Source organism: Buchnera aphidicola (Aphis craccivora) (assembly GCF_005082145.1).
Lineage (GTDB): Bacteria > Pseudomonadota > Gammaproteobacteria > Enterobacterales > Enterobacteriaceae > Buchnera > Buchnera aphidicola_U.
Genome location: NZ_CP034897.1, coordinates 585782 through 605055 on the forward strand (window position 1 = coordinate 585782; position 19274 = coordinate 605055).

A 19274-nucleotide genomic window follows, 5' to 3' on the forward strand; every position below is an offset into this window, starting at 1 on the left:
TATATTTATATTCCAGAATGACCAAATCCGCTTTTAAAACGAGCAGTTTTCTTAAATTTTTTGACTATAGAAAATTTTGGGCGAATAATTGGAACAAATACTATTTGTGCAATTCTATTATTAGGATAAATAAAAAAATCTTTTACACTCCTGTTCCATAGTGAAATCATTAATTCACCTTGATAATCTGAATCAATTAAACCTACTAAATTCCCTAAAACAATACCATCTTTATGACCTAATCCAGATCGGGGTAAAATTAAAGCAGTAATATAAGGGTTTTCAATATATATTGAAATTCCAGTTGGAACTAAAACAACTTCTTTTGCAGGTAAAATTATTTTTTTACTTATACATGCTTTAAGATCTAGTGCAGAAGATCCAGAAGTAGCATATTCAGGTAAAAAACTATCGTTACTTTTAACTTCTTTAGTATTTAAAAATTTAATTTGAATTTGATTTGTATTCATATTTTATTAACGTGTTATTAAAATATATTTTAAAATTACGATAAAACTAAAAAATCTGGATTAATTAACGATACTCTAGAAATCAAGGAATAATTTAAGCTTTTTCTTTCATTATATGAAATTACTTTTCCCCCTGCAGCTGCAACAATAGCATGTCCTGCTGCAGTATCCCAGATATATGTTTTTCCAAATCTTGCGTAAACCTGCGCTTTTCCTTCTGCTACATAACAAAACTTTAAAGATGAACCTAATTTTTTTATTGTATACTTTTCGGTTTTCTTCAAAAAATCATGTAGTTTTTTATTTGGATGCGAACGACTAATAATAAATTTTGGTATATTAGATCGCATTACAGAGATGCTTTCTTTATATCCTTCTGAATTTATTTTATAAGCTTGTTTTTTATAAGCGTAATATAAAGTATTAAAAAAAGGAGCATATACAACACCTAATATAGGTATTCCATATTCAATTAAACTAATATTAACTGTAAATTCACCATTTTTTTTTAAAAATTCTTTTGTTCCATCTAGCGGATCAATTAACCAATAAGTATTCCAATTTTTATTATATTTAATATCATCAAAATCTTCTTCAGATAAAATTGGAATATTTGGCGAAATAGTAGTTAATCCACTTTTAATAATTTTATTAGCAATTTTATCTGCATTAGTTACAGGACTTTTATCAAGTTTATAAGAAATATCTAGTAATGCACCACTAGAATTATAAACTTTCATAATAGCAGCCCCGGCATTACGAGTGATTTTACAAATCTCTTTAAACATCTAACACCATTTTAAAATAAATTATTTTTTAGCAATTATATTAACTATCAAATGTTCATATACTTCGCTATGCGGTTGAAAAATTACTTGATGCTCTCCTACATGACGCAATACTCCATTTGGTAATTTTATTTCTTTTTTATTAATTTTTATACCTAATTGAAATATTTCTTTAACAATATCTCTTACACCTACAGAACCAAATATTTTATTTTCTTTTCCAACTTTTGAAGGAATTGTGATAGATTTGATTTGCTTTATTTTATCAGCACGAGATTTAGCAAGTAGTAACTCATTAATATTTTTTTCTTTTAATTTAATTTTTTGATCTTCAAAAGATTGAATATTTTTTTTATCAGCTAAAATAGCTTTTCCTTGAGGAATTAAATAATTTCTAGCATAACCTGATTTAACTTTCACGATTTTTCCAGAATCACCTAGGTTTTTAACTTTTAATAAAAGAATTACTTCCATTATTTATTATTCTCTTTTAAATTTAAAAATATAATCATTAATTTTATATTAACGATGTTGGTCGGTATAAGGAATCAAAGCAAGATATCTTGCTTTTTTAATAGCTCTTGATAATTGACGTTGATATTTAGCTCTTGTTCCAGTAATACGACTTGGAACAATTTTACCATTTTCTGTAATATAATTTTTTAACATAGAAATATCTTTATAATCTATTTCTTGAATACCTTCTGCTGTAAAACGACAAAACTTTCGACGACGAAAATAACGGGCCATATAAAACATCCTTTAAAATTAAAAACAAAATAATTTTTAAATTTATATATATTTTTAAAAATTTTTATAAAAAGTATTTAAATAAAAATAAATTAATTAATAATTATTTTTTTTCTTTTTTTTCTTCTTTTAGCTTAATTATAGGAGATGCTTCATTAATTGCTTTTTTAACTGATATAATCATATTTCTAATAATAGCAATATTAAAACGAAAATCTGTTTCCAATAAATTAATAACTTTAGGATAAGTTTCTATATTCATAAGAACATAATGTGCTTTATTCAATTTATTAATAGGATATGATAATTGTCTTCTGCCCCAATCTTCTAAACGATGTATAATTCCTGAATTATCAAGAACTATTTTTTTATATTTTTCAATTATTGTACTAATTTTATCGCTATAGTCAGGATGCACTATAAAAACTATTTCGTAATGACGCACAAAACGCTCCTTTTGGGTTTTTTAATTTCCTAGATTATAAAATTATAAAAATAATAGCTATTTCAAGGAAATAAGGAACTATTATATAAAATGATAGCTATTTTAAATACATGGTATTTTAATTTAATGAAAAAATCAATTAAATTTGATCTGATAAAAAATATAAAAAATAAAATTTTTAAAAATTAAATTTATTAAAGACATAAAGATAATTCTATTTTTTTTTGGTGTAAATTAACAGAAACTACTTTTACTTTTAAAGTATCACCAAGACGAAAAGTATTTTTAGTCGATTTTCCAATAAATTTTAGTCCAATGGAATCAAAATAATAATAATCATCACTTAAATTTTCTAAACGAACTAATCCATCAATCAAATATTTATTTAAACGAACGAAAAAACCAAAAGAAGTAACATTTGAAACCACTCCAGTAAATATATTTCCAATTTTTTTTTCCATAAAATCACACTTCAACCAATCCATAACATCTCTATTAGCTTCGTCTGCACGTCTTTCAGTCATAGAACAATGTATACCAATTTTTTTTATATTCATATCATATAAATTAGACTTAAAAAAGTTATTTTTTTTTAAATTTTTTTTATTTTTATCTATTTTAGATAATACTTTTTTAATTGCTCTATGTAAAATAAGATCAGGATACCTTCTAATTGGAGAAGTAAAATGTACATAACTAGATAAAGATAAACCAAAATGCCCTCGGTTTTCTGGAGAATATACCGCTTGTTTCATAGATCTTAATAAGATAGTTTGAATCATCTCGTAATCTGAACGATTTTTAATACTTTTTAATAAATCAGAATAATGAATAGATTCTGGCACTTCACCGCCAGACAATGATAATCCCAACTCATTTAAAATAATTCGGCAATTTATAATACTATCTTGATCAGGACGATCATGATTTCGAAATAAAATTGGATATTGATATTTTTTTATAAATTTAGCTGAAGCTATATTAGCTAATATCATACATGATTCAATAAATTTATGTGCATCGTTTCTAATATGTTGATAAATTTTTTTAATTTTAAAATTAGAATCTAAAACAAATTTAGTTTCAATATTATCAAAATACACACCTTTTTTAGAAACATCATGTTTTTTTAATGTTTTTTGTAAAAAAAACAAATTTTTAATTTGTTTCAATAATTTATTATATTTTAAACAAAGTTTAATATCACCATTCCAAATTTTAAATATTTCGTCATATGTAAAACGTCCTTGAGAAGATATTACCGCTTCATAATGTTTATATTTAATTAATTCCCCTTCTTCTGACAAACTCATTTCACATATCAAGCATAAACGTTCCGAATAAGGGTTTAAAGAACATAAATCTGTAGATATCTTTTCTGGCAACATAGGAACAACTAATGAAGGGAAATATACAGAATTTCCTCTTTTTAAAGCCTCTTGATCTATAGGGGTTCCAGGTTTAACATAATAACTAACATCTGAAATAGCAACCCATAAATTCCAACCTTCTTCTCCACTATTTTTTTTTTTACAAAAAATAGCATCATCAAAATCACAAGCATCTTTTTCGTCAATAGTAAAAAATGGAAGATGTCTTAAATCTACACGATTTTTAAATTCTTTTTGATCGAATTTATCATTTATTTGATATAATTGATTTTTAACTTCTTTAGACCATATATAGGGAATAGAATGAGTTCGTATAGCAATATCTGTAGCAAGAGTAGTTTGCATTTCTTTTCCGCCAAGAACTTCTACTATAATTCCCTCAATTTTATTTTTTTTATTTAAAAATTTTTTATTTAATTTAACAACAACAACAGATCCTATAGAAAGTTTTTTTGTTAAAGTTGATGAAAAAACAAATATTTTAAAATTAAATCTATTATCATTTGGAACAACAAATTTTATCTTTTTTTCAATGTAATAACGACCTACAATTAAAACATTATTTGGTTTTAATATTTTTAATACTTTTGCTAAGCTTCTTCCTTTTTTTTCAGATTTTATAACATGTGCTAAAATAATATCACCATGAATACATAATTTCATTTGCTCAGCAGAAAGCCAAAGATCTTCTTTTAATGTTTCACTTCTAAGAAAACCATATCCATCTCTATGACCTATTACTTTTCCTATAACTATATTAATATTTTCTAAAACAACGTAACAACAATTATATGTATATATAATTTGCTTATCTCGTTCCATTGCTCTTAATCTACGACGTAATGCTTTTTTCGATTCTTGGTTGTCAATGCTAAATTTTTTTTCTATTTTTTTTAAATTTATTAAATCTTTATCTGTTCTTAAAAAAGACAAAATACATTCTCTACTAGGAATAGGATTTGTATATTTTTTATGATTATGTTTTTGGTAGGTATCTACTACCATATTTACTTCTCCAGTTACATAGTTTAATTAAAATATTTTAAATATTTTCATATTAAAATTTATTTTTAAACATAGAATTATAAAAAAAGATTTCTTACTAAAATAGTATCATTACGATCTGGACCTGTAGAAATCATATCAACTGGAATTCCTGCAATTTTTTCAATACATTTTATGTAATTCTTTGCAGCTTTGGGTAAATCTTCTATTTTTTTGATACCTGAAGTTTTTTTCATCCAACCTGGATATACTTCATATACTGGTTTCATATTTTCTAAATTATTACAAGATAAACTAGTATGAAATTCTAATGTATTTATATTTTGATAAGCTATACAAATTTTTATTTCTTTTAAATTATCTAAAACATCTAACTTTGTTATACATAATGCAGATAAAGAGTTCAATTGCACTGAATAACGTAAAGCTACACCATCTAACCATCCCGTACGTCTTTTTCGACCTGTAGTAGATCCAAATTCATTACCTTCTTTAGAAAGATAACTATCTGTTTCATCAAAAAGCTCAGTAGGAAAAGGACCATTACCTACTCGTGTAGAATAAGCTTTTGTTACTCCTAAAATATAGTCTAAACTTTTTGGGCCAACTCCTGTTCCAGTAATAACTCCACCTACAGTACTATTAGAAGAAGTAACATAAGGATATGTGCCATGATCAATATCTAGAAGACTACCTTGTGCTCCTTCAAAAATAATCATTTTTTTATTTTTAATTGCTTCATATAATATTATGTTAGTATCTGTTATCATATCATTGATTATATTTTTAAATTTTAATAAATCTTTTAAAATCACTTTATAATCAAATGATTTATCTTTATAAATAGAAACTAATTGAGCATTATAATAATTAACTATTTTTTCTAATTTTAAAGATAATTTTTTTTCATTCTTTAAATCCCCAACACGTAAAGAACGTCGAGCAATTTTATCTTCATAAGCTGGCCCAATACCTCGTCCTGTTGTGCCAATAGCATTAATTCCTAATGTTTTTTCACGTGCTATATCCATAGCAATATGAAATGGTAAAATCAAAGAAGCAGAATCGGAAATAAAAAGACGTTGGTGAATAAAAAAATTATTTTTTTTTAACATTTCTATTTCTTTAACTAACTCAGAAATAGAAACTACAACTCCATTTGAAATTATACCAATAACATTTGGATGTAATAAACCTGATGGGATTAAATGAAGAACAATTTTTTTTTGATCAACTACTAATGTATGACCAGCATTGTGTCCTCCATGAAATCTAACTACATAAGAACTATATTTAGATAAATAATCAACTATTTTTCCTTTACCTTCATCACCCCATTGAGTACCTAATATTACAATATTTTGTTTCATTTCTTTAAAATACCTATTTTTTATTTTTGATTTGAAATAATTTGGTTCATATATTGAAAAAATTTATTATCAGAACTAATTAAAATAAGATTATTATTATTTTTAAAACTATTTTCATAAGCATGTAAACTTCGAACAAATAAATAAAAAGAAGAATCTTTTTTCAAATTATCTGAAAATAATTTTGCAACTTTAGCTTCTCCTTGACCTTTTAATATTAAGGCTTCTTTCTTTGCTTTTGCTAATATCATTGAAACTTTATAGTCAGCCATTGCTCGTAATTTTTCTGCTTTTTCTTGCCCTTGAGAACGTTGACTTCTAGCAACAGCTTCTCGTTCTGCTCTCATTCTATTATATATAGCTTCAGAAACTTCAGTAGGCAAATTAATTTGTTTAATACGAACATCTACAACCTCAATACCTAAAGCATTCATGCTATTAACATTCATTTTAGATGAATTTGTTAAATTTACCGTTCCTTTATTTAAAGACTGAAGTACATCTGTTGTCAATCTACCTCTAGAATCAGTTACAATTTCTTTTACGTTTAAACATCCTATTTCAGAACGTAATCGATCACTAAATTTTCTTTTTAATAAAACTTCAGCTTGAAAAATATCTCCGTTTCCAGTAGCTAAATAATAACGACTAAAATCACTAATACGCCATTTTATATAAGAATCTACAATAAGATCTTTCTTTTCTTTTGTAACAAAACGGTCAGCTTGATTATCCATGGTATGAATACGAGCATCTAACATTTTTACACTTTCTAAAAATGGAATTTTAAAATGCAATCCAGGATCATAAACTAATGTTTTTTGATCTTTATTTCTTAAAACTTTTCCAAATTGTAATACAATTCCACGTTCTCCTTCTTTAACAATAAATAATGAAGAAGAAAGCAAAAAAAGTAAAATACTTGAAAAACAAATTAATAGTTTATTCATATATTCATTCTCTCTCTATATTTTTAATATCATTTCGTATTGAATTTATACGTCGTTGTTTGAAAAAATTATTAGGAGATAATGAAGATACATAATTAATCTCTCGATCTTTTTTTGAAAAATTAGATTTATTTTTTATTGATTTAGTTGAATTTAAAAATAATTTATTATTTTTTTTTATATCATTGATAAAACTATTTAAAGATAAAAACAATGTTGAATTGCTATTTTTATCAATAAAAATTTTTTTAGTACGACTTAATAATCTTTCCATAGATTCTATATAAATTCTTTTAAGGGTAATTTCTTTTGCTTTTTTATATTCTGGTAAGATTTTTAAAAATCTTATAACTTCTCCTTGAGCCTCTAAAATTATACGAGAAGAATATGCTCTAGCTTCCTCTAAAATACGTTGAGCTTTTCCCTTGGCTTTAGGTTGAACTTCATTTGCATATGCTTCAGCTTCACGTACATATTGTTCTCGATTTTCACGAGCAGCAATTGCATCATCAAAAGCGGCTTTTACTTCTTCAGGAGGTCTAGCTGTTTGGAAATTAACATCTAATATAGTGATACCCATATTATATGGTTTAATTGTTTCTTCGATTTCTTTTTGAGTGTCATGTCTTACTAAAGTACGTCCCTCAGTTAAAATGCGATCCATAGTAGAGCGTCCAATAACTCCACGTAGAGCACTATCGGTTGCTTGTCTTAAACTATCATCTGGATATGCAACAGAAAAAAGATAACTAGAGGGATTAGTAATTTTATATTGTACATTCATTTCTACACGTACTACATTTTCATCAGAAGTTAACATTACACCTGAAGTTGCTAGTTCACGAACTGTTTCAACATTAACAGCTTGTACATTATTAATAAAAACTGGTCTCCAATTTAATCCAGGTTCAACTAAATGACTAAATTTTCCAAAATGAGTGACTACTCCTCGTTCAGCTTCTTTAATAGTATAAAAACCACTAGCACACCAGACTATAAAAGCTATAAAAATTAAAATTAGAAAAGGATTAATTTTTTTATTTAATGAATTTGAAGAATTAGCTGTATTAATTATATTATTAATATTTTGTAAATATTTTTTAAAATTTATTAAATTTTTTTTTTCATTACTTCTTTTTTGTTCTTTTTTTTCAGAATAATCTTTTTCTGAACCATTTTTCTTTCCCCAGGGATCTAGTTCTGGTTCATTATTATTTGGTTTATTCCAGGCCATTTTATGCCTCATTAATTAGTTTTAATGCTATATCATATACTTTTAACAAATTCAAAATAATATATCTTATATTTAAAGATATGAAAACTGTATTTTTTTAGAATTTTCTAAAAATTAATTAACATAAAATTCTTTGATAATACAAAAAAAATAAATTTCATATTCTAAAAAAATATAATATTTTATATATTTTTAACATTAAATATCAAATTTATATTTTTTTTTAAGAATACCTGATATTTCTTGAAAAACAATATCTGGAGTAGAACTGATTAAAAAATGAATATTTTTCCATTTTTTTAACCATGTTAATTGATGCTTAGCTAATTTTCTTGTTGCAAAAATAATTCTTGAAATCATTTCTTCATAATTAATTTGATATTCAAGATATTCCCACATCTGTCTATACCCTATACATCGTATAGATGGTAATTGTTTATTTAAATCACCTCTAAAAAATAAATTTTCTACTTCTTTTTGAAAACCTAACATTAACATTCTTTTTAGACGTAATTCAATTTTTTCATATAACCATGCTTTACTCTTAGGTAAAATAGCGAATTGAACTATATTAAACGGTAATTTATTAAATGAATCATTTTTTAAAGATGTTAACGTTTTTCCAGAAATATAAAATACTTCTAATGCTCTTAATAATCGTTGAAAATCATTTTTATGAATATTATTAGCGGATATAGGATCTATTAAATTTAATTTATCATGCAAAAAATATTTATTAAATTTTGCTTTATCTAGTAAATATTTTCTAATTTCAACATTTGAAGGAGGTAAATTAGATAAACCATATAATAATACATGATAATAAAACATTGTACCTCCAACTAATAACGGTATTTTTCCTAATTTTAAAATATTTATAATCTCTTTATACGCGTCTGTTCTAAATTCAGCTGCTGAATAAACTTCACTAGGATCTTTAATATTTAATAAACGATGTGGATGCATTTTTAAATCTAAATAACTTGGTTTATCTGTTCCAATGTTCATATCACGATAAATTAAAGCAGAATCTACACTAATTATTTCTACTGGTAAATATTTTCTAAGATATATAGCAATACTGCTTTTACCGCAACCAGTAGGGCCTATTAAAAAAAAAATAATTGGTTTTTTAAATTGAAAAATTTTTATATTTTTAATGTACATAATATTTAATCAATATTTATTTTATATAATAATTTTGAAAGATGTCATTTGAATATCAATAAACAAAAATATTCTATTTTAATAATAGAACCTTATCTGAATAACTCTAAGATTTTTTACATCAATATATGACTATCAAATCATTTTAAAATTTTTTAATATTAATCTTATCATTACAAAAGTAAATGAAAAAATTTGATATTAATTAATCAATATTCTTTTATAGAATATAAGGTGTTTTTTAAAATAATATATTTTTAAATAAAATAAAAGAAAATCTAAATTTAAAACGTATTAATTGATTTATAAAACAAAATTTTATACTGCATAAAGCTAATAATAAATTGAAAGTTAAATAATAAAATTTAAGTATATGTTATTTAAATATAATATTGTTATTCATTTTGTTCAGTATTTTTTTCAAAAAATACAAAAATAAATATAAAATCGTTGAGATAATAAATTAATTCATAATATTTTTAATAATCATTAATAATCTCAAAGAATAAAAAGATTTATCTTTTTCTTTTTCTTTTGAATAAATATTAGTAAAGTTTTAAAATAATTTTTTTATTTTTCTAAAAATATTTTTTAATTTATTAACAATAAAAAATATAAAAATATTTAATAAAATATAGCTTTTTTCTAAAAAAATTATACGAAAACGACTGAATTTGATTTTTTGAAATATTTATAACCAAATTTTATATAAAAATATAAATTTTATTAGATTTATTAAGTATAAATTGATTTTCAATAGAGTAAATATTAATATTTATTTTACTAGAAGGTATATAAATATATAAAATAAATAAATAATTAATTTTAACACCTATTATCTCATAATAAGCATTGAAAAATAGCATTATTTATTACGATATTATAAAATAAATTGATTATTAATATAACAATATTCAATATTTTTAAAAAATTTTAAAAAATGCGAAGGATATATAATCCACTGAAACAACTTAATAATCACTTTTTAACTGTTATTAAATAGGAAACATCAAAATTATCAAATACTTAATTTAACTGAAGTATTATATCATTAAAACTTTTTGTGTTATTATAATTTATAATTAAATTTTTATTTTTCGAATAAGATATATAAATTAAAATAAGTAAAGCTATTTTTGTTGTCATGTTGTAAACTTTTAAAAAATATGATTTTTTGATATTTAAAAATTTAAGATAAATTAGTATTATAAAATTAATTTTCTACTATAATATTTCATATCATTATATTGATAACAAGAAATCAATATAACTCTTAAAACCGTTTTAATACTTGATAATACTTCATTCGAAATCTAAATGTATTAATAATAGTTAAATTGGGAAAAATAGAAATTTTTATGAGGGAAAATTGCAAGTAATAATTCATTTTTTATTGATTTTATAGAAGTTATCTTTAATAACCATGGATTTAAAATCATTTTCTTCAATATTAATCTCAATATTTTCAGATTTTACATCAATGCTTTTCATAAAACTTCTTTAATTACAGAAATTTATCTTTCAATTTTTTCTCTAAATGAAATTTTATTAGATATACTAATTAGTAAAAAATGAACAATTATTTTTTATTTATTTATAGTTAAATTATATTTAAATTAATTATATAATTTTTTAGAAAAAATTTCATTAATAGACGTATATTCGGAAATAATTAAATTTATTTCTTGGCTATCTAATTGTAAATGAGAAATCTGACTTAATGTTTTTTTTATCCCTAATGTTTTTATTAAATTATCAATTTTCATTGATTCTAAATCATTTTTATTTCTATAATACAATGCTGCTGCAATACCTTTTATTAAATTAAAATATGATAAATTATATTTTTTTGCTAATAATAAAGGTTTTATTAAACGTTCATTTTTAGCTAGTTTTTGCAGTGGATTTCGAGCAATACGTTCAATTTTATCTAATAAAAAAGGGTTTTGAAAACGAGTTAAAATTTTATCAATATAAGAAAAATGATTTTGTTGATTAAAATTATACTTTTTAATTAATGTTAATCCGCTTTCTTGCATTGCATTTTTTACAATATTTTTTATATCCTGATCTTTAATGCTTTCATATATATTTATATAGTTTTTTATCCAACCTAAATATGCTGTTATAGCATGACCTGTATTTAATGTTAAAATTTTTCTATCTATAAAAGATTTTAAATTATTGCTAATTGTCATATCAATGATTTTAGGGATAGTTCCTTTAAATTGTTTTTTATCAACAATCCATTCTTTAAAATTTTCTGCAATTAAAGATAGAGTATTTTTTTCAAAAGAAGAAGATATTGATGGTATAATAGTATCAATACTACAGTTAACAAAACCAATATTTTCATTTAGATATTCATGATATTTAATAGGAATGATTTTAAAAATAATATCTCTTAAATAAGAGCTAGCTTGAATTTTATTTTCACAAGCAATAATATTTAATGGAGTTTTAGATTTCAATTTAATTTTTAATATAATTCCTTTTGCTAAGATAAGCGCAATTTTATTAAGAGAAATTGCTCCAATTGCAGTTGTGATTAAACTAACATTAGATATTATGTTTAAGATTTCAGGATTATTTAAATTAACCGCTTGAAAATTATTTATATCAATAATTTTTTCATAATTATATCCTACTAACTTCACTTTATATTTTTTATAGTAATTTAATGCATCTATTAAATTTTGATTTATATCAGTAAAAGTAAGATCAAAACCAGACTGTAACATTGTTTTCCCAATAAAACCACGACCAATGTTTCCAGCGCCAAAATGTAAAACTTTCATACTAAAATCCTAATTAAATTTTTAAACATTAAAATGTAATAAAACTTCTTTTATATTTTTTGTTTTAGATAATTTAGTAATAATATCTGGATTATCTAATGCATTTGTAATCTTGCTAACTACCATAACATGTTCATTATTTTTAGCTGCAATCCCAATTACAAGATACGCTATATCATCAATGTTATCTCCGAAACGTACACCGTTGGGAAATTGACAAAAAATTATTCCAGTTTTTAAAATATTATCTTTTGCTTCTATAGTACCATGCGGTAATGCGATATGCTCTCCTAACCATGTAGATGTAATTTTTTCTCTCTCTAACATTGCATCAATATAATCATTTTTAACATAACCTTGTTCTACTAAATGTTTTCCGACTATTTTAATGGCTTCTTCTTTATTATTAGCAAATTGATTAAGAATAATATTTTTTTGACTCAATTGAAATAATTTTTCTGATTTATTTTTTTTATTAAAATCATTTTTTTTAGTTGTATATATTTTATTATAAAAATTTTTATTTTTAATTAATTTATTTACTAAAGCATCATAAAACATGTTATCAAGAAAACTAACTAAAGATATATGTTTAGCATTAGGAGCATGCTGTTTAGCACGAGAAGTTAAATTTTTATGTGTTATTACAATGTCAGCGTTTTTAGGTATACAATGAATAGAAACATTATGTATAGATATATCTATTAAATTTTTTTTTCTTATTTTTTCACGAAGAATACTTGCTCCTATTGCACTTGATCCCATTCCAGCATCGCAAGCAACTACAATAGTATTAATATCTTTAAAAAAATAATCTGATTTATCATTTTTATAATTTAATAAATTATCATCAATTATCTTTTCAGATGACTCAACAAACTTTTTATTTTTATGATCAATTAATTTTAATAATATAATAGCACTTAAAAAAGAAACGAAAAAAGAAGAAAAAATAGAAAAAATATTAATATAATAAAAATTTTTTTTTGTCATTGCTAAAATAGATAAAATAGATCCTGGTGAAACTGCTCCAATTAAACCACCTTGAAAAAAAATAAGTATAAAAATATTGGTCATACTTCCTAAAATAAGAGATAATAAAAATTTTGGATTCATTAGAACATAAGGAAAATAAACCTCATGAACTCCACCTAAAAACTCGATAATCGCAGCTCCTCCAGCTGATTTATAATAATCTCCTTTTCCGAAAAAAAAACATGCAAGTAATACACCTAAACCTGGCCCTGGATTAGATTCTATTAAAAAAAATATAGAATTTTTATTTTCCAATATATCTTGAAGACCTAACGGAGAAAAAATCCCATGGTTAATTGTGTTGTTTAAAAAAAATATTTTAGCAGGTTCAATTATTATAGCTATAAAAGGCAATAAATTATAATGTATAATTGTTTTTAATAAACACCCTATAGAACTTGAAGTCCATTCAATAAAAGGTCCTATAATAAAAAATGAAATAATTGTTAAAAATATTCCAATTATTGCAATAGAAAAATTATTAACTAACATTTCAAAACCATTTTTTATTTTATCTTTCACTAAAATATCAAAATTTTTAATAATCCATCCACCTAATACTCCAGATACCATACCCCCTAATAACATAGGTATTTTAGTACTTGTAATCATACCAATTGTAGTAATACTTCCAATTATACCCCCTCTTTCTCCTCCAACTAACCGACCTCCTGTATACCCAATAAGAATGGGTAATAAATAAAATATCATAGGTGAAATTAATTCTGCTAAAACTTTATTTGGCTTCCAACCTAAAGGCATAAATAAAGCACTCATGATACCCCATGCAATAAAAATGCTTATATTAGGCATCATTATATTACTTAAAAATTGACCAAAATTTTGTATTTTAAATTTAATTGATTTAAACATATTCATTGCTCATAATCTAGAAAAAACATTTAGTCAAGTAATAACTAATTAAATAATAAGTTTTATTTAAAATTTAATATAAAACATAAAATAACTACTTAAAACTAATCATAACTAAAACAATTAAATTAATATTATTTGTAAAAAGATTTATAAAAATTTATTAAACCTTTAGTAGAAGAGTCAAAATATTTATTATTTTCTATATTGTAAAAATTTTTATAAATATTTTTAGCTAAATTTTTTCCCAATTCTACACCCCATTGATCAAAACTAAAAATATTTAATAAATGACCCTGTACAAAAATTTTATGCTCATATAAAGCAATTAACACACCTAAATTATAAGGTGTAATTTTTCGTATTAAAATGGAATTTGTAGGTTGATTTCCTATGCATTGCTTAAATAAAAAATTTTTATCTATTTTATTTAAATGTTTTGTATTTTTTTTAAAAATAGTTTTTTCTTTTAAAAAAGATTTTTCTGAAGTTCCAAAAGCTAATGCTTTAGTTTGAGCTAAAAAGTTACATATTAGTTTAATATGATGATTATCTATATGATTATGTGAAATGATAGGAACAATAAAATCACTTGGGATTAGTTTAGTACCTTGATGCATTAACTGAAAAAAAGCATGTTGACCATTCGTTCCTGGTTCCCCCCAAATAATAGGTCCAGTTTGATAAGATATTTTTTGACCTTTTTTATCTATTGATTTACCATTAGATTCCATATTAGATTGTTGAAAATAAGCTGAAAATCGATGCATATATTGATCATATGGAAATATTGCTTCTGTTTCAGAACCAAAAAAATTAGTATACCAAATACTAATAAGTGCTAATATTATTGGTATATTTTTTTTATATTCTGAAGTATAAAAATGGTTGTCCATAGCATGAGCTCCATTTAAAAACTTTTCAAAATTATTAAATCCAATAGATAAAATAATAGATAATCCTACAGAAGACCACAATGAAAAACGACCACCAACCCAATTCCAAAATTGAAAAATATTTTTAATATTAATACCAAAATCTAATGCATTGTTTATATTAGCAGATAAAGCAAAAAAATGTTTATCTAAACTAGATTTATCTTTTGAATATTTTAAAAACCATGTTTTTGCGCTATTTGCGTTAATGATTGTTTCTTCCGTAGTAAACGTTTTAGAAGCTATTAAAAAAATCGTTGTTTCAGGATAAATTTTTTTTAAAACTTCGGTAAGGTGAGTACCATCAATATTTGAAACATAATGTATGTTTAAATGATTCTTATATGGACGCAATGCTTCTGTAACCATATACGGTCCTAAATCAGAACCTCCAATTCCTATATTGACAACATCTGAAATAGATTTTCCAGTGTAGCCTTTCCATTTTCCAGTAATTACTAATTCTGAAAAATCTTTCATTTTCTTCAGTACATGATTAACTTCAAGCATAACATTGCAATTATCTACAAAAATTGGAGAATTTCGTCTATTACGCAAAGCAATATGTAAAACAGATCGATTTTCTGTTTCATTTATTTTTTCTCCAGAAAACATTGATTTAATTGCTTTTTTAACATTCATTTCTTCAGCTAAATCTAATAAATATTTTAAAGTATTTTCAGTAATACGATTTTTTGAAAAATCAACTAACATTTCATTTTCAAAACAAATAGAAAATTTTTCAAATCGATTAGCATCTAATAAAAAAAGATCTCTTAAATGCACATTTTTTATCATTTTAAAATGATTTTTTAAAATGCTCCAAGATCTAGTTTGTACAAGATTAATGTGTTTCATTTGAACGATCTCTTAAATAATTTATATATATTTAAATTATTATACTATAATGTTTTAAGTGTCCAATATCTATTCGTAATAAATTTTAAGAGATTTTTAAAAAATTTTGATTTTTTAAAAATACAAAAATGTTATATAATAAAACATAATTTATATAAAATAAAACCTTATGAAATTTAATAATAAAAATTTGATTTGGATAGATTTAGAAATGACAGGACTAAATCCTAAAATCCATCGAATTATTGAAATTGCTACTTTAATTACAGATGCACAACTAAATATAATTTCAAAAGGACCAGTGATTGCTATTAATCAAAAAGAAAAACACATATTACTAATGAACGAATGGAATCAAAAAACTCATATGAAAACTGGACTAATTGAAAGAGTTAAACAAAGTACTTACAATGAATTTAAAGCAGAATCTAAAACTATACTTTTTTTAAAACAGTGGGTTCCTTTAAAATCATCTCCTATATGTGGAAACAGCATATATCAAGATCGAAAATTTTTAAATCAATATATGCCTAATTTAGAGAATTATTTTCATTATCGTTGTATTGATGTTAGTACTATTAAAGAATTAGTATCACGTTGGCATCCTAAGATAAAAACATTCAAAAAAAAAAAAAAACATACTGCTTTAGATGATATACAAGAATCAATAATGGAATTAAATTTTTACAAAAAAATTTTTTTTAATATTTAATTAAACTAAAAAATTTTATAAAAAATTAATATAAAATAGGTTTTTTAAAAGTAAAGCTTGATTAATCAGCTTTCTCTAGATAAAATATATAGAATATTTAAAAGTACTTTAAATTTCGCGGGAATAGCTCAGTCGGTAGAGCACAACCTTGCCAAGGTTGGGGTCGCGAGTTCGAATCTCGTTTCCCGCTCCAAACTATAATTTTACAATGAATATTTGCTAAAAGATCAAGGAAAATTTATGATTTTTTGTCATTCTTACAAATGGATCATATTAGCTTTTTTATTAATGAGTTTTCAGGTGAAATTTGAAAAAAATATTAAAAACAACAACATTAATAAAATAATATTCGTTAAAAAAATAAATAATTATCAAAAAAAAAATAGTTTTTTCTCATACTAATAAAAACAAAATAATTAAAAGAACAAAAAAAATTACTATATTAATAGATCCAGGACATGGTGGACAAGATCCAGGATCAATTGGGCATAGAGGACTAAAAGAAAAAGAAATAACTTTAAAAATTGCTATTCAATTAAAAAAATTATTAGATAAAGATAAACTATTTAATGCTGTTTTAACACGTAACAATGATTCTTATTTATCTTTAAAAAAAAGAAAAAATTTTTTAAAATATCAAAATGTAAATTTATTACTATCTATTCATGTAGATTCTTCACAAAAATCATACGTATCAGGAATATCAATTTGGATTGTTTCAAACAATCGAATGCACCGTGAAATTAATAATTTTATAAAAAATAAAAAAGAAAAAATTTATTTTTATAAAAATATAGAAGATATATTTAAAAATAATAAAAATGACATATATTTAAAAAAAACAATTCTTGATTTACAATTTAATAATTTTCAAGCTATGGAAATTAAATTATCAAGTTGTATATTCCAAGAATTTAAAAAAATTATCAAAGTAAATAAAATTAAACCAAATTATGCTAGCTTAGGAATATTAAGCTCTATAAACACACCGTCTATTTTAATTGAAACTGGATTTATTACAAACTTTGAAGAAGAAAAAAAATTAAAAACAATTGCTTATCAAAAAAAAATAGCTAATACTATTTACGCTTCATTAAAAAATTATTTTCAAAATAAATCTACATCTGTTTTTTAAAAAATATTGAACAAAATAATTTAAATAATTTCTTTACAGAATATTTTTTAAGCATCAAAATATTATTTAAGATGCTTAAAATAAAAAAATTATTTTTTTAAATCATAAATAAAAAAACAATTTTATATAGTTTCTCATTATTTAGTCATTTTAAAACGTTTTTTAAATCTTTCAACACGTCCTCCAGTATCAATAATTCTTTGTTTTCCAGTATAAAATGGATGACATTTTGCACATATATCTAGATTTAGATTATGATTAACAGTTGAAAAAATTTCAATTATATTTCCACATGAACAAGTAGCTGTTATCTGAGAATAATAAGGATGTATTTTTTTTTGCATAGAAAATTTTCCTAAATTTATTAAAAATATTCATTATATTATACAATTATTAGTATATTAATTATTAATTTTTTTAAAAAATAAAAACAAAAATAAAAAATATGTATAACAATCAAAATAAAATTAATTCAATGTATTTTAAAAAAAAAAAAAAAAATTAAATTTAATAAATATAATTTATTTATTATCTTATTAGTAATAATTATTTCTTTAATTTTTTTCAATATATTTCTAAAAAAAACAAATAATACACAAAAAAAAATATTTATTCAAAACAAAGAAGATGAAAATACATTACCTGCTAAACCAAAGGAAAGATGGAAATATATTAAAAAATTAGAAAATTTATAAAATAAATACTTTTAAAAAAATATTTATTTAAACAAATTAATTATTAATTAATAATAACATGTAATTTATATATAAAACTTTATATATTTCTAAATAAAAACGTTATTTTTAAGAGGTTTTTCTTGTGACCACAATACTAAGTGTAAGATTAAAAAATAAAGTAGTAATCGGAGGTGATGGACAAGCAACTTTAGGCAATACTATTATGAAAAGTAATGTCAAAAAAATTAGAACTCTTTATCATGAAAAAGTAATTGCTGGTTTTGCAGGAGGAACTGCAGACGCCTTTACTTTATTCGATATGTTTGAAAAAAAATTATCTATATATCAAGGTCAATTACAACGATCAGCTATCGAATTAGCAAAAGATTGGAGATCTGATAAAATGCTCAGAAAATTAGAAGCTTTATTAGCAGTTGCTGATAAAGAAACCTCACTAATCATTACTGGAAACGGAGATGTAATACAACCTGAAGATGATTTAATTGCAATTGGATCAGGAGGATCTTATGCTCAATCAGCTGCTCGTGCGTTAATCGAAAATACTAATCTTAATGCCAAAAAAATAGTAGAAAAATCACTTAATATTGCCGCAAATATTTGTATATATACAAATCATATTTTTACTATAAAAGAACTACTTTCAGAAAAGTAAGGATTATT

At 22.9% G+C, this 19274-nt stretch carries 17 protein-coding genes and 1 tRNA gene; 4 read left to right on the plus strand and 14 right to left on the minus strand.

Going from position 1 to position 19274, the window contains the following annotated elements; translation table 11 throughout:
• Positions 1–5 precede the first annotated feature (5 nt).
• The 13 genes from dut to pgi all read right to left on the minus strand — a co-directional run bounded on the left by dut (position 6) and on the right by pgi (position 16069).
• The gene (gene dut, locus D9V60_RS02850; RefSeq protein ID WP_158360823.1) at positions 6–470 is read right to left on the minus strand and encodes a dUTP diphosphatase; all 465 of its coding nucleotides are present in this window, start codon (positions 468–470) and stop codon (positions 6–8) included.
• A 35-nt stretch (positions 471–505) separates the two neighbouring features.
• Positions 506–1258, minus strand: a complete 753-nt coding sequence (cysQ, locus tag D9V60_RS02855; protein WP_158360824.1) for a 3'(2'),5'-bisphosphate nucleotidase CysQ — start codon at positions 1256–1258, stop codon at positions 506–508.
• A gap of 21 nt (positions 1259–1279) precedes the next feature.
• Complete coding sequence (rplI, locus tag D9V60_RS02860) at positions 1280–1732, minus strand: 50S ribosomal protein L9 (RefSeq protein WP_158360825.1); 453 nt, start codon at positions 1730–1732, stop codon at positions 1280–1282.
• Positions 1733–1780: 48 nt separating this feature from the next.
• Positions 1781–2008 carry a 30S ribosomal protein S18 gene (rpsR, locus tag D9V60_RS02865; protein WP_158360826.1) on the minus strand — a complete coding sequence of 76 codons (228 nt, stop codon included), beginning with the start codon at positions 2006–2008 and terminating at the stop codon, positions 1781–1783.
• Between the two features lie 103 nt (positions 2009–2111).
• Positions 2112–2453 carry a 30S ribosomal protein S6 gene (gene rpsF, locus D9V60_RS02870; protein WP_158360827.1) on the minus strand — a complete coding sequence of 114 codons (342 nt, stop codon included), beginning with the start codon at positions 2451–2453 and terminating at the stop codon, positions 2112–2114.
• 194 nt (positions 2454–2647) lie between these two features.
• The gene (gene rnr, locus D9V60_RS02875; RefSeq protein WP_158360828.1) at positions 2648–4849 is read right to left on the minus strand and encodes a ribonuclease R; all 2202 of its coding nucleotides are present in this window, start codon (positions 4847–4849) and stop codon (positions 2648–2650) included.
• A 77-nt stretch (positions 4850–4926) separates the two neighbouring features.
• A complete protein-coding gene (locus tag D9V60_RS02880) occupies positions 4927–6219 on the minus strand; it encodes an adenylosuccinate synthase (protein WP_158360829.1) in 1293 nt (430 codons plus the stop codon).
• A gap of 20 nt (positions 6220–6239) precedes the next feature.
• Positions 6240–7169, minus strand: a complete 930-nt coding sequence (gene hflC, locus D9V60_RS02885; protein ID WP_158360830.1) for a protease modulator HflC — start codon at positions 7167–7169, stop codon at positions 6240–6242.
• A 4-nt stretch (positions 7170–7173) separates the two neighbouring features.
• Entirely contained in the window at positions 7174–8403 is a 1230-nt protein-coding gene (gene hflK / locus D9V60_RS02890) for an FtsH protease activity modulator HflK (RefSeq protein ID WP_158360831.1), read from the minus strand.
• 198 nt (positions 8404–8601) lie between these two features.
• Positions 8602–9513 (minus strand): tRNA (adenosine(37)-N6)-dimethylallyltransferase MiaA, encoded by a 912-nt coding sequence (miaA, locus tag D9V60_RS02895; protein ID WP_258013346.1) that lies wholly within the window; start codon positions 9511–9513, stop codon positions 8602–8604.
• Between the two features lie 1673 nt (positions 9514–11186).
• The gene (locus D9V60_RS02900; protein ID WP_158360833.1) at positions 11187–12368 is read right to left on the minus strand and encodes a mannitol-1-phosphate 5-dehydrogenase; all 1182 of its coding nucleotides are present in this window, start codon (positions 12366–12368) and stop codon (positions 11187–11189) included.
• 21 nt (positions 12369–12389) lie between these two features.
• Positions 12390–14276: a PTS mannitol transporter subunit IICBA gene (locus tag D9V60_RS02905; RefSeq protein ID WP_158360883.1), complete on the minus strand. Its 1887-nt coding sequence runs from the start codon at positions 14274–14276 to the stop codon at positions 12390–12392.
• A gap of 134 nt (positions 14277–14410) precedes the next feature.
• Positions 14411–16069 carry a glucose-6-phosphate isomerase gene (gene pgi, locus D9V60_RS02910; RefSeq protein WP_158360834.1) on the minus strand — a complete coding sequence of 553 codons (1659 nt, stop codon included), beginning with the start codon at positions 16067–16069 and terminating at the stop codon, positions 14411–14413.
• A 169-nt stretch (positions 16070–16238) separates the two neighbouring features.
• Here pgi and orn point away from each other — a divergent pair, with 169 nt between their 5' ends.
• The 3 genes from orn to D9V60_RS02925 all read left to right on the plus strand — a co-directional run bounded on the left by orn (position 16239) and on the right by D9V60_RS02925 (position 17916).
• Positions 16239–16781, plus strand: coding sequence for an oligoribonuclease (orn, locus tag D9V60_RS02915; protein WP_158360835.1), 543 nt, complete (start codon positions 16239–16241; stop codon positions 16779–16781).
• Positions 16782–16898: 117 nt separating this feature from the next.
• Positions 16899–16974, plus strand: a tRNA-Gly gene (locus tag D9V60_RS02920).
• 222 nt (positions 16975–17196) lie between these two features.
• Positions 17197–17916, plus strand: coding sequence for an N-acetylmuramoyl-L-alanine amidase (locus tag D9V60_RS02925; protein WP_258013347.1), 720 nt, complete (start codon positions 17197–17199; stop codon positions 17914–17916).
• 137 nt (positions 17917–18053) lie between these two features.
• Here D9V60_RS02925 and rpmE read toward each other — a convergent pair whose 3' ends face one another.
• A complete protein-coding gene (gene rpmE, locus D9V60_RS02930; RefSeq protein ID WP_158360837.1) occupies positions 18054–18260 on the minus strand; it encodes a 50S ribosomal protein L31 in 207 nt (68 codons plus the stop codon).
• A 475-nt stretch (positions 18261–18735) separates the two neighbouring features.
• Between rpmE and hslV the strand changes: the two genes are divergently transcribed.
• Positions 18736–19266: an ATP-dependent protease subunit HslV gene (gene hslV / locus D9V60_RS02935; RefSeq protein WP_158360838.1), complete on the plus strand. Its 531-nt coding sequence runs from the start codon at positions 18736–18738 to the stop codon at positions 19264–19266.
• Positions 19267–19274 lie beyond the last annotated feature (8 nt).

Bases quoted from the DNA above. Each gene is read 5' to 3' on its own strand.
- rpmE (WP_158360837.1), bottom strand. From the start codon at position 18,260: ATGCAAAAAAAAATACATCCTTATTATTCTCAGATAACAGCTACTTGT.
- rplI (WP_158360825.1), bottom strand. From the start codon at position 1,732: ATGGAAGTAATTCTTTTATTAAAAGTTAAAAACCTAGGTGATTCTGGA.
- dut (WP_158360823.1), bottom strand. From the start codon at position 470: ATGAATACAAATCAAATTCAAATTAAATTTTTAAATACTAAAGAAGTT.
- pgi (WP_158360834.1), bottom strand. From the start codon at position 16,069: ATGAAACACATTAATCTTGTACAAACTAGATCTTGGAGCATTTTAAAA.
- orn (WP_158360835.1), top strand. From the start codon at position 16,239: ATGAAATTTAATAATAAAAATTTGATTTGGATAGATTTAGAAATGACA.
- D9V60_RS02905 (WP_158360883.1), bottom strand. From the start codon at position 14,276: ATGTTTAAATCAATTAAATTTAAAATACAAAATTTTGGTCAATTTTTA.
- D9V60_RS02900 (WP_158360833.1), bottom strand. From the start codon at position 12,368: ATGAAAGTTTTACATTTTGGCGCTGGAAACATTGGTCGTGGTTTTATT.
- D9V60_RS02880 (WP_158360829.1), bottom strand. From the start codon at position 6,219: ATGAAACAAAATATTGTAATATTAGGTACTCAATGGGGTGATGAAGGT.
- cysQ (WP_158360824.1), bottom strand. From the start codon at position 1,258: ATGTTTAAAGAGATTTGTAAAATCACTCGTAATGCCGGGGCTGCTATT.
- rpsR (WP_158360826.1), bottom strand. From the start codon at position 2,008: ATGGCCCGTTATTTTCGTCGTCGAAAGTTTTGTCGTTTTACAGCAGAA.
- hflC (WP_158360830.1), bottom strand. From the start codon at position 7,169: ATGAATAAACTATTAATTTGTTTTTCAAGTATTTTACTTTTTTTGCTT.
- rnr (WP_158360828.1), bottom strand. From the start codon at position 4,849: ATGGTAGTAGATACCTACCAAAAACATAATCATAAAAAATATACAAAT.
- hflK (WP_158360831.1), bottom strand. From the start codon at position 8,403: ATGGCCTGGAATAAACCAAATAATAATGAACCAGAACTAGATCCCTGG.